Source organism: Leucobacter luti, assembly GCF_004217175.1.
Taxonomy (GTDB): domain Bacteria; phylum Actinomycetota; class Actinomycetes; order Actinomycetales; family Microbacteriaceae; genus Leucobacter; species Leucobacter luti.
The window spans coordinates 548,787-561,908 of sequence record NZ_SHKI01000003.1; the positions used below are offsets into that span (position 1 = coordinate 548,787).

At 66.3% G+C, this 13,122-nt stretch carries 9 protein-coding genes and 1 pseudogene; 5 read left to right on the forward strand and 5 right to left on the reverse strand.

Annotated features, from left to right (window positions below):
- Positions 1 to 31 precede the first annotated feature (31 nt).
- Positions 32 to 898 carry a nitrilase-related carbon-nitrogen hydrolase gene (locus tag EV139_RS05660; protein ID WP_130453331.1) on the forward strand — a complete coding sequence of 289 codons (867 nt, stop codon included), beginning with the start codon at positions 32 to 34 and terminating at the stop codon, positions 896 to 898.
- 59 nt (positions 899 to 957) lie between these two features.
- Positions 958 to 2,208 (forward strand): DUF418 domain-containing protein, encoded by a 1,251-nt coding sequence (locus EV139_RS05665; protein WP_237464573.1) that lies wholly within the window; start codon positions 958 to 960, stop codon positions 2,206 to 2,208.
- On the opposite strand, the gene EV139_RS05670 is transcribed toward EV139_RS05665, so the two are convergent.
- Both EV139_RS05670 and EV139_RS16120 read right to left on the reverse strand, forming a co-directional pair.
- Entirely contained in the window at positions 2,175 to 3,533 is a 1,359-nt protein-coding gene (locus EV139_RS05670; RefSeq protein WP_241988973.1) for a helix-turn-helix transcriptional regulator, read from the reverse strand. The two genes, EV139_RS05665 and EV139_RS05670, sit on opposite strands and share 34 nt — an antisense overlap.
- A gap of 329 nt (positions 3,534 to 3,862) precedes the next feature.
- Positions 3,863 to 4,342 (reverse strand): annotated as a pseudogene (locus tag EV139_RS16120) (recombinase family protein); the annotation flags it as partial.
- A gap of 425 nt (positions 4,343 to 4,767) precedes the next feature.
- On the opposite strand from EV139_RS16120, the gene EV139_RS05680 reads away from it, so the two are divergent.
- Positions 4,768 to 5,463, forward strand: a complete 696-nt coding sequence (locus EV139_RS05680; protein WP_130453333.1) for a hypothetical protein — start codon at positions 4,768 to 4,770, stop codon at positions 5,461 to 5,463.
- A gap of 19 nt (positions 5,464 to 5,482) precedes the next feature.
- Positions 5,483 to 5,965 carry a GNAT family N-acetyltransferase gene (locus EV139_RS05685; RefSeq protein ID WP_130453334.1) on the forward strand — a complete coding sequence of 161 codons (483 nt, stop codon included), beginning with the start codon at positions 5,483 to 5,485 and terminating at the stop codon, positions 5,963 to 5,965.
- 36 nt (positions 5,966 to 6,001) lie between these two features.
- Here EV139_RS05685 and EV139_RS05690 read toward each other — a convergent pair whose 3' ends face one another.
- Positions 6,002 to 6,409, reverse strand: coding sequence for a RidA family protein (locus EV139_RS05690; protein WP_130453335.1), 408 nt, complete (start codon positions 6,407 to 6,409; stop codon positions 6,002 to 6,004).
- A gap of 244 nt (positions 6,410 to 6,653) precedes the next feature.
- On the opposite strand from EV139_RS05690, the gene mobF reads away from it, so the two are divergent.
- The gene (gene mobF / locus EV139_RS05695) at positions 6,654 to 10,100 is read left to right on the forward strand and encodes a MobF family relaxase (RefSeq protein WP_130453336.1); all 3,447 of its coding nucleotides are present in this window, start codon (positions 6,654 to 6,656) and stop codon (positions 10,098 to 10,100) included.
- A 209-nt stretch (positions 10,101 to 10,309) separates the two neighbouring features.
- Here mobF and EV139_RS05700 read toward each other — a convergent pair whose 3' ends face one another.
- Positions 10,310 to 11,188 carry a DNA adenine methylase gene (locus tag EV139_RS05700; protein ID WP_277872944.1) on the reverse strand — a complete coding sequence of 293 codons (879 nt, stop codon included), beginning with the start codon at positions 11,186 to 11,188 and terminating at the stop codon, positions 10,310 to 10,312.
- Complete coding sequence (locus tag EV139_RS05705) at positions 11,185 to 12,702, reverse strand: hypothetical protein (protein ID WP_130453338.1); 1,518 nt, start codon at positions 12,700 to 12,702, stop codon at positions 11,185 to 11,187. The genes EV139_RS05700 and EV139_RS05705 overlap by 4 nt, the downstream gene beginning before the upstream one ends.
- Positions 12,703 to 13,122 lie beyond the last annotated feature (420 nt).

Genomic DNA, 13,122 nt, shown 5'->3' on the forward strand with positions numbered 1-13,122 from the left:
TTGGCTGCCGGACCCGGAAGGAGGACGACCCATGAGCGAGCGTCGAGCGTCGACCGGGATCACTGTCGCGTGCGCGCAGATGGATCCCGAGCTCGGAGACATCGAGGGCAACATCGATCGCACCGAGCGGGGCATTCGCGAGGCGGCTGCCCGCGGCGCCGAGCTGGTCGTGCTCCCGGAGTGCGCAAGCGGAGGCTGGGCCTTCGCCGACAGAGGCGAGTCCGAGCGGGCGGCGCAACCGCTCGTCGGCGGCCCGACGATCACGGCGTGGCAGAAGCTGTCGGCCGAACTCGGCATCTGGGTCTGCGGTGGGTTCGGAGAATCCACCGCAGACGGCGCCCTCTACAACAGCTCGGTGCTCATCGCCCCGGACGGGGTGAAGAGCCTGTACCGGAAGGTGCACCTCTGGAACACCGAGAATCTCGCCTTCGACCCCGGCGACCTCGGCTATCCGGTCGTGGAGACGCCCTTCGGCCGCGTCGGCATGCTCATCTGCTATGACGCCTGGATTCCCGAGAGCTTCCGGAGCCTCGCGGTGCGGGGCGCCGATCTCGCACTCGCGCCGAGCGACTGGGTTCCGAACCCCCACCAGCCCGCCGATATGCCGCCGCTCGCCCACATCATGGTCACCGCAGGTGCGCACAGCAATCAGATGTACGTCGCGGCTTCGAGCCGGTTCGGAGTGGAGCGCGGGCAGGAGTTCATCGGCCGGAGCGCGATCGCCGATCATACGGGGTGGCTGCTCGCAACGGCCGGCGATGCGGAAGAGGTGATCACCGCGAGCATCGATCCCGTCGGCTCGCGGGAGCAGCGGCGCAACGATCCGTTCAACCGTCCGCTCGGCGATCGCCGAATCTCCCAGTACGCCCTCGGCGAGGTCGAGACCGGTCTCGCCTGATCGGCCCTCCCGCCCCGAGCTCTTGCCGCGACGGGGCGGGAGCGGCCAGACTTGAGCGCATGACGAGTGCGAACACACGGGTACCCGGCGACCTCTCCGCCTCCGCGCCGGCTCGCGCGCTCGCGCCCGACCTCGCGCGGGGGTTCATGCTCCTGCTCATCGCGATCGCCAACGTCTCGACCTATCTCTGGGCGCGCCCGGTGCCGATCTACACGCTTCATCCCCGCGACGGCAGCCCGATCGATACGGCCCTGTCGGCCCTCGCGATCCTCTTCGTCGACGCGCGCGTCTACCCGATGTTCGCGTTCCTGTTCGGCTATGGAATGGTGCAGTTTGCTCGCTCGCGGCAGGCGAAGGGCGTGCCGCAGCGGAGCATCGACCGCGTGCTGCTCAGACGGCATCTCTGGCTCGTCGCGTTCGGCTTCGTGCACGCGGCGCTGCTCTTCTCGGGCGATATCCTCGGCGCCTACGGGCTCACCGGCCTCGCGCTCACCGCCCTGCTGTTCTGGCGCAGCGACCGGGTCGTCGGAATCGTCGCATCGGCGATGCTCGGCCTCGCGGCGCTCGGCACCGTGCTGCTCTCAGGGGCGCTCGCGCTCGCCGCGCTGTTCGTGCCGGCAGAGTTCCTGGCGAGCGCAGCGACCGACGAGGGGTTCGCCGACGGCGTGCTCGGAGCCGGCATCGAGGATTACGGACGTTCGATGCTCGACCGCATCGGCTCGTGGCTCATCCAGACGCCCGCAACGGTGCTCATGCTGCTCGTGCCGGCGTGCGTGCTGCTCGGCTGGATCGCGGGAAGGCATCGCTGGCTCGAGGTCGCCACGAGCCGTCTCGAACTCGGCGCCGCGGCCCTCTGGGGAACCCTCGTCTCCGTCGCCGCAGCGCTTCCTCTCGCGCTCCTCTCGCTCGGCGCGCTGCCGGAGTCGATGCTGCTCGGCCTCGGCTTCTCGCTCATCTCCTCCCTCGGCGGCGTGGCCGGCGGAATCGCGTATGCCGCACTCTTCGGCCTGCTCGCGAGGCGGCTCGGAGAGCGGCCGGGCGCGGCCGCGCGCGCGGTTGCTGCGGTCGGCAAGCGCTCGCTGAGCAGCTACCTGCTGCAATCGATCCTGCTCGCCCCGCTGCTGTCTGCCTGGGGCTTCGGACTGGGGGCGAGGATCGGCACCGCAGCCGCCTTCGCGCTCGCGCTCGGCGCGTGGCTGCTCTCGCTCGTGTTCGCGGTGCTGCTCGAACGGCGTGGAGCTCGCGGGCCGGCCGAGGTGCTCCTGCGGAAGCTGAGCTACGGGCGGGAGGCCTCGAGCGTACGGCCGTAGATTGTCGGCGGTACGCCGAAGGCCGCCCTGAAGGCCCGTGTCAAGGCGGAGGCGTGCGCATAGCCGACGGCGGCTGCGGTCTCGTCGACGCTCGCGCCGGCTTCGATCATTCTGCGGGCCACCACCATGCGCATGCTCGCCCGCCAGCGCGGGAAGGTGAGGCCCGTCGCGCGCACGAAGGCCTCGCGCAGCTCGGAGACCGGCACGCCGTGCACCGAGGCCCACTCGTCGATGCCCCTCGCGTCGCCGGGGTGGCGGGTGACCCATTCCCTGACGCTCATCGCCGCTCGCTGCGCCGGGGAGAGGGAGCGGCGCTGCTTGGGGGAGGACCACCCCCAGGCCGTCTCGGGCTGCGGCCCGGTGATCCTCGACCATGCGTAGCGCTCGCACACCGTGCGGAGCCGGTCGCGCGCATCCGATTCGCGCAGTCGTCGCAGTTCGGTCCGGGGCGGCTGCGCACCGCCCACCCAGAGATACGGCAGCATCACGGCACCCTCCGAGAGATCGATGCGCAGGGTGCTCCCACCGGGCAGCCAGGCGGTGTCGCCGCCCGCGAGCCGGCTGGCGTCGCCCTCGATCTCGAGCCGAGCCTCGCCGCAGGCGATCCAGACGAGGCCCGAGATGCCGTTCCTGCGCGCACCGCTCGACCAGGAATCCGCCCGCAGCTCGTCGAGGGGCAGCCGCAGCGGCGCTCGCGCCGGCTCGTCGGAGGCGAGCGAGACGATCTGCGTCGGGCTCACTCCGATGTGGTCGCGGCAGGCCGTGCTGAAGCCGCTGTGGCTGTCGAAGCCCACCCGCGCGAACACCCCCTGCGAGCTGCGCTCCTCGATCATGATTCGCACGCCCGCCGAGATCCTGGCCTCCCGTCTCAAGCGCGCGAAGGTGCGCCCGGTCTCCGCGCGGAACGAGCGCTGCAGCGTCCGCTCGCTGACGCGCTCTCGCCGGGCCCACGAGTCGAGGCCGTGACGCAGCCACGGCCGCTCGAGAAGACTCTCGGCGATTCTCCTGGCGGATCCCCGCTCCGGCATCGGCGGTGCGGCGCGCAGGCAGAGCGATACCGGGGGCTCGTAGCGATCCACGAGCACGTCTGCGATGTCGCCCGAGGTCGTCTTGGATTCCTCGAAATGCCCGAGACTCCGCTCGAAAGCGCGGAGGATGCGGCGTTCGGATCGCTGCGGCACCTCGATCTCGCGCGTCTCGGCGAGCAGTTTCGAGCCCTGGGGCGCGTGCTGCAGCACCGGGATGACCACCCCGTGCCCGAACTCCCGCACGAGGTAGGTGGCGCCCTCGGGCACCCAGAGCGCTCGTTCCGGTGCGAGTTCCACCACCCGATCGTCGATGAGGATCTCTGCCGTGCCGCCGTACGAGAACAGGCAGACCGCCGTTCGCGCTTCGGCGACGGCACCGTCGTCAACCCCCGGGCGGTGAGTTCACGCAACAGCCCGGCGACCGAGGTCTCGCCCTTGGCGTAGGTCTCGAACGCCCACCGGATCAACGGTGCGCGCTCGGGATCGACCTCGACCGTTCGAACCTCGCGGCCGTGCTCGTCGGTGCGACGGACGTTGAGGTAGCCGATGGGGGCGCGCATCGGTGTGCCGCCCTGGGCGACCTTCTGCGTCAGCCCCTTGGTGACCTCGGTAGCGAGGTTCCTGCTGTAGAACTCGGCAATGCTCGACATGATGCCGTGGACGAGCATCCCCGAGGGGGTTTGGTCGATGGACTCGGTAGCCGACACGAGCGTAACCCCAGCAGCGAGGAGGGCTTCGTGAATTTTCACATCGTCGGCTCGGTTGCGGGCGAGCCGGTCGAGCTTGTGCACGAGGCAGAACTGCACCCGCGACGCCGCGATGAACGCCAACATCTCTTTCAGTCCGTCACGATCCGCCGAGCGTGCCGATTCCCCTGCGTCTACGAACTCGCGCACGATTCGCGCGCCCAGCTCGTCGGCCTTGCGCTGGTTGGCTTCACGCTGCGCCGGGATCGAAAAGCCCTCGTCGGTGCCGCCACGCTCGGCCTGCTCCCGCGTCGAGACACGCAGGTAGGACACGGCCAGCAACACCGGCATGTCGTCTACTCGCTCGTCGGTGACGCCAGAGGATGCGCGTGTGAGGGTGGGAGCGGTGGTGGTGCTCATGCGATGCTCCGTTCGTTCGATGCTTCGGATTCCATTGTGTCTCGCCCGTCTGCGCTGTGGTCGTGAGATTCAGCGGTCAGCTCCTCTGGGGGTGGGAGGTCGTAGGGGTCGGGTTCCCCGGCGCGGTGAGCGTCGTAACGGGCTTGGGTGATGTTCAGCACCCACTCCACCAGCTTGCGCATATCCGGCTCCGCTCGCCGCACCACCCGTAGCCGCAACTGCCCCGGATCGCCCCTCGCGCCCGTGTCGAGCGCACCCCTGCCCCGCGCCGCGTGGTGCGGTCGCTCGGCATCGGTGGGTCGGGACGGGTCGCTCATCTCTATCTCGCGTCGTGGCAGATACGCCAGTAGATTGCAACCGTACCACGGACATGGCGTAACGGCCAGTGTTTGAGATGAATCGGTGGTTCCACTACGATCAGGGGTATGAGTCAAGACGTGGAGGATGTGCCGCTGCTGGTTCCCGAAGACCTGCCAGCGGGCTGGGTGCTGCCCGATCCCCCCGTGATCGACACGGCTGCCGACTCGGTCGCCATTGATGCGGCACTCAAGTACGACAAGCTGATCTACCCCACGCCGGGGCCGGATGGGGAGCTGAGCGGGTATAACGATGGGCGTGATGGGCGCTGGTTCCCCATCGAGCACGTCCAGTCCTACACCCGTGTGCTGCTGCGGTTGCAACGCCAGTACCTCATGCACCAGGAGCCGATGGGTGAGGTGCGTATCACGGGGATCGTCTACCTGCCCGGGCAGGCCGGTGACCCGGTGGCAAGCCCGATGCTGCGCAATCTGCCGACGTCGCGGATTGAGGCGGCGATCAACCGCCGTCAGTTCGCCGTCACCGGTGCCACACGCTTCGAGGGCGGCACCCTCACCATGCCCTCGGGCCGCGTCATGCGATCCGAGGACGTGATGAAGCCGCTCGGTAACCCGAAGCGCACCGCCGACTTCTACGAAGTCGTCGCCTTGCAGCACACGCGCCTCGTGGACGACGGCGAACCCAACCCCACCGCGCGCATGGCCGAAATCAGCCGGGTGCCGCTCTCGACCGCGCAGGGCTGGGTCGCTCGCGCCCGCCGCAAGGGATTGCTCCCGCCCGGACGCCGAGGACGCGCCGGATAGCCGGACGAGGACGCAGGGCATGACTGATGTTTCCTTGAGGGGCGCGACGGCGGCAGACCGTGGGCTGCTCGCGCGGGCGACGCTCGACAACCTGAACTGGAACGGCCCGCGCTTCACCATGAGCGAGGTCGAAGACACCGCAGAGTTTCGCCACTACTACGACGGGTGGCCGACCGGCGAAGACTTCGGCCTTGTCGCAGAGGACGCCGCAGGGGTAGCGGTCGCGGCGGTCTGGCTCCGCTACTTCACCGCAGACGACCCCGGCTATGGGTTCATCGCCGCGACCATCCCGGAGCTGAGCATCTGGGTCAGTGCCGAGCACCGAGGCCAAGGCATCGGTGGACTGCTCCTGCATCGAGTTACCGAGGTCGCCCGATCCCGTGGCGTCACCGCTATCAGCCTCTCGGTCGAGGACGGCAACCCCGCCGCAAGGCTATACGCCCGGCACAGCTTCCGACCCTCCCCGGACGGCGCACCTGGCTGCCTACTTCTGGAGCTCTGACGCAAGCCTTCCGCCGCCCATCGGCGGGCTTCGCAGTCAGTCAATGACGGCGGCAACCGCTTCGATCTCAACCAACTGGTCGTCGTAGCCGAGCACGGTCACGCCCATCAACGTGCTCGGCACGTCGTGCTCCCCGAACGCGTCGCACACGACCTCCCACGCCGTGACAAGATCGCTCTGCGACGAGGATGCAACCAGTACCCGGGTGCTGATGACATCTTGGATCGTTGCACCGGAAGCAGTGAGCGCGCACTTCATCGTCTCGATGCACGCGGCAGCTTGACCCGCGTAGTCACCGACAGCGACGGTGGCACCGCTCTCGTCCAACGGGCATGATCCGGCGAGGAAGATCAGTCGAGAGTCTTTCGGCGCTGTCGCCGCATACGCGTACTCGGCAACGTCTGAGAGGTCGGCGGCGCGGATCAACTGAACAGAACTCGGCATGCCTCCATTCTCTCAGGACGGCCGACGCCGTCGCATCTGCGCCAACCTGACCCGGCACCGCCCCCCGCCGCACACCTCACCGCGCACGCCCAGCACGCGACGCCGCTGCGCCCCTCCCGACAACTGCCTACCTACTCCCGGCATCACCGGACTTCTCGCCTCTTTCACAGTGAATGAACGTATCCTACGTGCCGTAGTTGCCAGTACACTAGTTGTGTGAGATGAGCGATCGGAGGCGGTGGCGATGCATGGCGGCGTGATCCCGTTCCGGGGAACCGGGGCCGACGCGCTGCGCTATGTCGAGGCCGACCGCTCCCGCGCGGACGACTACTACCTCGGCGCGGAAACCACGGTTGCGCAGTTCGCGGCGCTTGACGGGTCGGGCGCGGTGAGCGCTGAGCTGAGTCTTGACCCTGCCGCGTATGCGGGATGGGTGGACTGGGTGAACCCGCTCACGGGTGAGTCGATGGGGAAACCGCGGCGGGCGGGGTCGGATCGAAAGTCGTCACCTCGGTTCACGGAAATGGTCATCAATACCCCCAAGAGCTTGTCGATCGCCGCCGCCTTGCACCCGGAAGTCTCCGACGCCTTGGACACCGCCCAGCAGGACGCCATGGCGGAAATTCGGCGTTGGCTCGCCCAGCACTCCGTGACCCGCGTGGGGTCGCTGGGTGCGCAGGAGGTCGTACCCGTCGAGCAGATGCACGTCGTCGGTATTACGCACAGGACGTCGCGGGCGGGTGATCCGCACCGCCACATTCACATGCAGATCGGCACCCGCGTCTTCGCTGCTGGGAAGTGGCGGGGCCTGTTCACCGCGGCACTGTTCAAGCAGCAGGGCACGATCCGCGCCCTCGGCACGGCCGTGATCGCCGCCAGCCCCGACCTCGCGGATACCTTGGAGCGGCACGGCCTGACCCTCGACCCCGCCACGGGCGAAGTGGTCGAGTTGCAGCGGTTCAACGCGCTCATGTCGAAGCGTGGGGCGCAGGTGGGCCGCAACCTCGAACTCCTCGAAGCCGAATGGGACCAGGCGCATCCCGGCGAGACGATGGGGCCGGTCGTCGCCACCCGTCTGCGCGCGGAAGCGTGGGCGCACGAGCGACCCGCGAAGAAGCCGACCACTCTGGCGGAGGAAGCCGGATGGGTGACGGAGCTGCGGGAGGGCGGGTACGACCCGGACACTCTGCGAGGGCCGGTGCCGCGCACATCGGTGTCGCTGGATGACCTGAGTGTGCAGGAGGTTGCTTCCCGCGCGCTGGATCGTTGCGCCGCTGCTGCATCGGCGTGGTCGGCGCACACGGTGACTGAGCACGCGATGCGGATCATGACCGAGCACGGGGTGCGCGCCACGCCCGAGGAGGTGCGCGAGTTCGTGCAGGTTGCAACCGTGCTGGCGCTGGAGGACTGTTTCTCGATCCTCCCGCCCGACGCTCCACGGCCTGAGCATGTGGCGCATCTGTCGAGCGTGCGCGTCATGCAAGCCGAAACCGAACTGCGCGACCTCATCACCAACCGCATCCCCGAACGGGAGCCAAAGCGCCCTGACGTGCGACGCCTCGCAGACGCGGCTGGACTTGACACCGGACAGACCGAAGCAGCCGCAGCGATCACATCGGCTGATCCGCTGGTGATCGTGGAAGGCGCAGCGGGCAGCGGGAAGACGACCATGCTTGCCACCGCCATTGCCGCTGTGAATGAGCGGGGTGGGGTGGTGCGGGTGGTCGCGCCGACGAAGAAAGCCGCCGACGTCGCTCACCAGGCCCTCGGCGTGCCCGCGGACTCGGTGGCCGCTCTCGCGCATGCACACGGCTACAGGTGGAACGAGGACGGCGTATGGACACGCCTCACAGTCGGCGACACCGACCCCAAGACCGGCCGCGCCTACACCGGCCCACCGGAGGCAGCGCGGTTGCGGCGGGGTGAGAGGATCGTGGTGGATGAGGCCGGGATGCTCGACCAAGACAGCGCCCTCGCACTGTTCACGGTCGCCGCAGAGACGGGCGCGACGCTCGCGCTCGTCGGCGACCGTGCACAGCTCCCTGCCGTTGGCAGGGGCGGGGTGCTCGATATGGCCGCGCAGATTCGGGGCCGCACTGTCGATATGAGCGAGGTGCACCGATTCACCAACCCCACCTACGCCGAACTCTCTATCCGCTTGCGGGGGCGGGATGATCCCGGCGCGATCTTCGACCGGCTACAGAATCTTGGCCTGATCCAGTTGCATGCCAATACCGACGAGTTGCATGAGCACATTGCCACTCAGCGGGGCGGCGGTCAGGCGGTCACCGTCGCCACCAACGACGAAGCCACCCGCTTGAACGCGCGCATCCGTGACGAGCGGGTGCGGGCCGGAACCGTGGACGACAGTGTGACCACGACAGGCAGCGACGGCCTGCCGATTAGTCGGGGTGATCTGATTCAGACGCGCAAGAACGACACCGCCCTGGGGGTGGCGAACCGGCAGCAATGGAGCGTCCAGCATGTCGAGGAAGACGGCACCGTCTGGGCGGTCGAGGCCGACAATGAGCGCAAGCGTGACCAGTCTGTACGGCTGCCCGCCGCGTATGTTGCCGAGCATGCACACCTGGCTTACGCTTCCACTGCCTATGGGGTGCAAGGGGTGACAGTTCCCGCGTCGCACACGATCCTCACCGACGCGATGACCGGCCCCGCCGTCTATGTCGGAATGACCAGAGGCAAGGGCGAGAACCAGCTACACATCATCGCCGAGAACTTGCCCGATGCGCGGGAGCAATTCATCAACGCCCTCGACCGCGACCGCGCCGACCGAGGACTCACCCACACCGCCCAGCAAGCAGCAGAAGCCGTGCGGGGGTTGGTCGATGACGGCCCCGTGAAGCTCGTACGCACCGAGATAGCAGCCCTCGAACGCCGTGCAGAACAAGCCGAAGCAAGCGCCGCACGGTGGCAACAAGCCAGTGATGCCCTGGACGAACTACACGCCCGGCAGTGGGCGGAACGCGAGCAAGCAGCTGAGGCGAACGAGGCAGCGAAACAACAACTCGAGCTCGCACGCACTGAGGTTGCCGAACCGCTCATCGCGCAGGCACGCGCCGCACTGACCGACTGGCAGGCTACCGATGCCGCCGAGCAGACCGCAAGCGCGAAAATGCGCACCGCCGGGTGGTTCAAGAAGCGCCGCACCACCACCGAGTGCGACACCGCCCAGAGTGCGACGCGCGACGCGAAACGACGACTCGCGAAAGCGTGGGGTGAGCCGCCCCGCTGGAACGAGAGTCAGAGTGCGTGGGTCGAGCGCGTCACGAAGCCCCGAATCGACGCTGACCCTCGTGTGGTCGAGGCTGAGCAGCAGCGTGCCGCCGCCGCGCATGACCTTCACACGATGATGGAGCCCAACCCGTGGTCGAGCATCAGCATCTATGTCCGCATCTTCGGCGAAGAAGCCGTGAGGAAGAACCCCGGTGCCTACGTCAACGCCCGCCCCACCCGGCAAGCTGAAGACGCGACCCGCACCGCCCAGCAGGCCCGCGCCGAAGCCAAGACTCTGCGCGCCATGACCCCGGCCGAGGCGGTCGAACGAATTAAGCTGACCCGCGCCGCCGAGGAAACCAGGCGCGAGAATGCCCGCGTGCTCGCAGAACGTGAACGCGCTCTTAAGGTCTCCCGCCCAACCCCCGGCCAGAACGGGCCAAGCCTGAGCTGGTGAGCCGTTCGGTAACTCGCCTGCGCCCGTCCAGAAGAACACGGTGAGCTCTTGAAGTCGTTCTTGCTCCTGTGCGTGGCTTGGGCGGAACGAGGGGTGTGCTCGTGGCGTTGCAAGCCTCGTGAACTGTCTTTACTGGAAAGCTGAGGAATCGATGAAGGAGTAGGCAAGCGCTTGGGCGCGTGCGCGACGCAGGCGAATCGGAGGAATCGTTATGCCGACACCCAAGAGGCATTAGCGCCTCTGAGAAGTTGGATACTGTCGACGTCGAGGTGTTCACTGAACACGACAATCTCTGAGCCGATGTGTTGGCGCTGCGCGGTGTGGGCGATGTCGAACCGAGCCATGCGCAGCCCGGAATAGAGTTCTTCGGTCACGCGCTCGCTGACGTCGTAGGTCAGCATCCAGGGAGTTCGGGAGTTGCGTAGTTGCTCTGCCAGGAGTTGGTGATCGTCGTAAGACAGTGAATCGAGGTACAGATCCTCTCCCTGCACGATGTATGGCGGATCGACGTAAGCGAACACGTCCTGACCTAGTGGTTCGAGCGTCTCCATGAACTCGCGGCCATCCAGTTGGGAAACCTCGACCCGCCTGCGGTATTGCCCCAAGCGACGCACCCTTTCCGCAAGGTCCACGCGGTTGAATCGTGCGTCAATCTTCCACTTACCTGTCTGGTTCAGCCCCCCAATAGGGCGTGCAGTAAGAATACCGGAGCGATTGCACCGGTTCAGGAAGAACGTCGCGAACCCGAGTTCGAGGTCCTTTCGTCCAGAAGGGCTTTGGAATATCTGTCGCGCACGCTCCCAATGCTCAAGGTCAACTACGGCTGTTTCTACCTCCTGAGCGAACCGCTCGGTATCGTAGAAGACACAACGCCAGAACGCGGCTATTCCCGGTGAGAGGTCGTTGATGCGCACCGCGCGCACCTGCTCATCGACAAGTAGACGAAGGGCCGCACCTGCGCCACCCGCGAAAGGTTCGGCGTAGATCGTGGGGCGCGGGGACTGTGCGCGCATTAGCGATGCAAGGTAGGGGGCGACGCGGGCTTTACCACCCGGATACCGAAGTGGGCTGAGGAATGGATGACTCACTTCGAGATACTGCCAATGAGTTGGTTCAAACGCTCCAGCACAGGACGGAAGGTCAGGCTTAGAACGCGTACCTCTGTAGGGGCGGCGTTGCCGTGGATGTTGTGAACGAAGGCGTTCAGGGACTGGACGGCCAATGCGTCTCCGTCCTGGGTTCTCATCCAGGCCATCTCCAGTGACTTGTCTCGTTTTGCGGGATTATGACATTCCGGGTCAAGTCTCAGTAGTGCGTGGCGAACCTTTTTCTTGAGGGAGTCGCCCTCTGTTGCGCCCGTCACAACCCCGCGATCAATTGCCTCCGTAACCGTGAGTTCCAGGAGGACACGCACCAGTATCCCGCTGACCGGTGCAGCATCAACGATGTTGATCTTCTGGGACATGGCGAGCAGTTCTCGAATGCGCGGGCTCAGGTGAGGCATCTTCAGCGATTTGAAGATCACGTTCTCCGGTGGCGGAGTCTTTCCACTGCCACCGCCATTCCCCGAAGTTCCGCCACCGCCGTCCGACTCACCGCCGCCTGACGTTCCGTTTCCGCCTGTTCCTGCGCCGTTTCCCGTACCGGATCCATTATCCGTACCCGCTCCAGCCCCGGATGCCCCACCCGTGCCACCAGCGGTGTCATCGCCATCATCCCCGCCTGAGTTACCTGGCCCTGGGTGCTCCCCAGGAAGTCTTGGAGTGGACAGTCGGTTTGCCCGGTTGGGAAGCACCTCAGATCGATCAGCAACGTACTTCAAGCGTTGGGCTTTCGACTTGATATCGGTAACGCTTACCCCGCCAACTCGCGAGGCAAGGTCACTGAAGATACGGCTTACGCCAGCGCGAAGGTCGTCAGTCTCGAAGTCAAAGAGCACCTCGTCCTCTCCGAACTGGAACCCAAAATCGCGACGCACATCCGGGTCTGTGACCAAACGCCCCAGGGTCGTCAAGCGAGTTCTGCGAACGGCCGCTACATCGGCAAGAAGCTCTAACTCACCCGAGAAATCGGCCTCCACAGCCTCACAGAACAGTGTGGCTCGGTCTGCTTGGCTTCCTCTTCTGCGCCGATAGTTGTTGGTCTGCCAGGCCTTCCACCCGATGACGCCCACACCGTCGTTCTCGCCCGTGTGGCGCAGTTCGATCCAGTGTCGGGCAGCCTCGCGGTTTTCTGCCTGAAAGACGTCAATTGAGTCCGGCCCAACGCCGATCTTCTGGAGCGTCTTGAACCTCTTGACGAGGGGTGTGCTCAACTCCGCTGCTGCCGTTGCTGCGAGATCGGGGTTACGAAGCAGTTTCAGAGCGGCGAGCCGCCGGTTTCCCTCAATAACGACCAACTCATCATCTTCCTCGACGACTACTGGGAGTTCTGTCGGGTTGAGCGAGCCCTCCGTCGCGATGTCTTGCGCAAGGCTGACGAGTTTGTCAGCGGCGTCCAGTAGGAGGGCAGTGACCGCTTCATCCTGTCCGTTAACCTGCTCTCGGAACCGAGGGTTTCGTTCGTCTAGGAGCAGCCCTGACACAGGCTCATTGATGACCACTCGCGCCCCTTAGTTGATGCTTACATAACCCTCAAAGGCTATCATCGGCGCCTCTCGTGATCGGGCAGCTGGTAAGGACCGTGACTGTCGGCGGGATTGAGCGAGGGAACCTTAGACGTCCCAAACCTCTGCCCCAGTCCGAGCGACGCCGCAGCCCTCCGAGCCGTTCAGCAGCCCTACGTCGAGTCAGCTCCCGTGCCGCTATGGCGTCGACGCTGCGTAGACGCGACTGGAGACTTTTCCTGTCCTTGCGCTTGATTCTCAGGTGCCGTGATCAACAGGAATGGCGGAGCGGGGCGTCTTTATCGGGTCTTGGCCCAGACCGTGCCCCGGTGAACGCCGTACTGTTTCGCCAGCGTGAGCACGCTGACGCCGTTCGCGCGGGCTGTTCGCATAGCGTCCACTTCGCTGCCCGTGAGT

What these genes read in the sequence shown, in the direction of transcription:
- EV139_RS05660 (WP_130453331.1), top strand. Translation starts at nt 32, where the DNA reads ATGAGCGAGCGTCGAGCGTCGACCGGGATCACTGTCGCGTGCGCGCAG.
- EV139_RS05665 (WP_237464573.1), top strand. Translation starts at nt 958, where the DNA reads ATGACGAGTGCGAACACACGGGTACCCGGCGACCTCTCCGCCTCCGCG.
- EV139_RS05680 (WP_130453333.1), top strand. Translation starts at nt 4,768, where the DNA reads ATGAGTCAAGACGTGGAGGATGTGCCGCTGCTGGTTCCCGAAGACCTG.
- EV139_RS05685 (WP_130453334.1), top strand. Translation starts at nt 5,483, where the DNA reads ATGACTGATGTTTCCTTGAGGGGCGCGACGGCGGCAGACCGTGGGCTG.
- EV139_RS05690 (WP_130453335.1), bottom strand. Translation starts at nt 6,409, where the DNA reads ATGCCGAGTTCTGTTCAGTTGATCCGCGCCGCCGACCTCTCAGACGTT.
- mobF (WP_130453336.1), top strand. Translation starts at nt 6,654, where the DNA reads ATGCATGGCGGCGTGATCCCGTTCCGGGGAACCGGGGCCGACGCGCTG.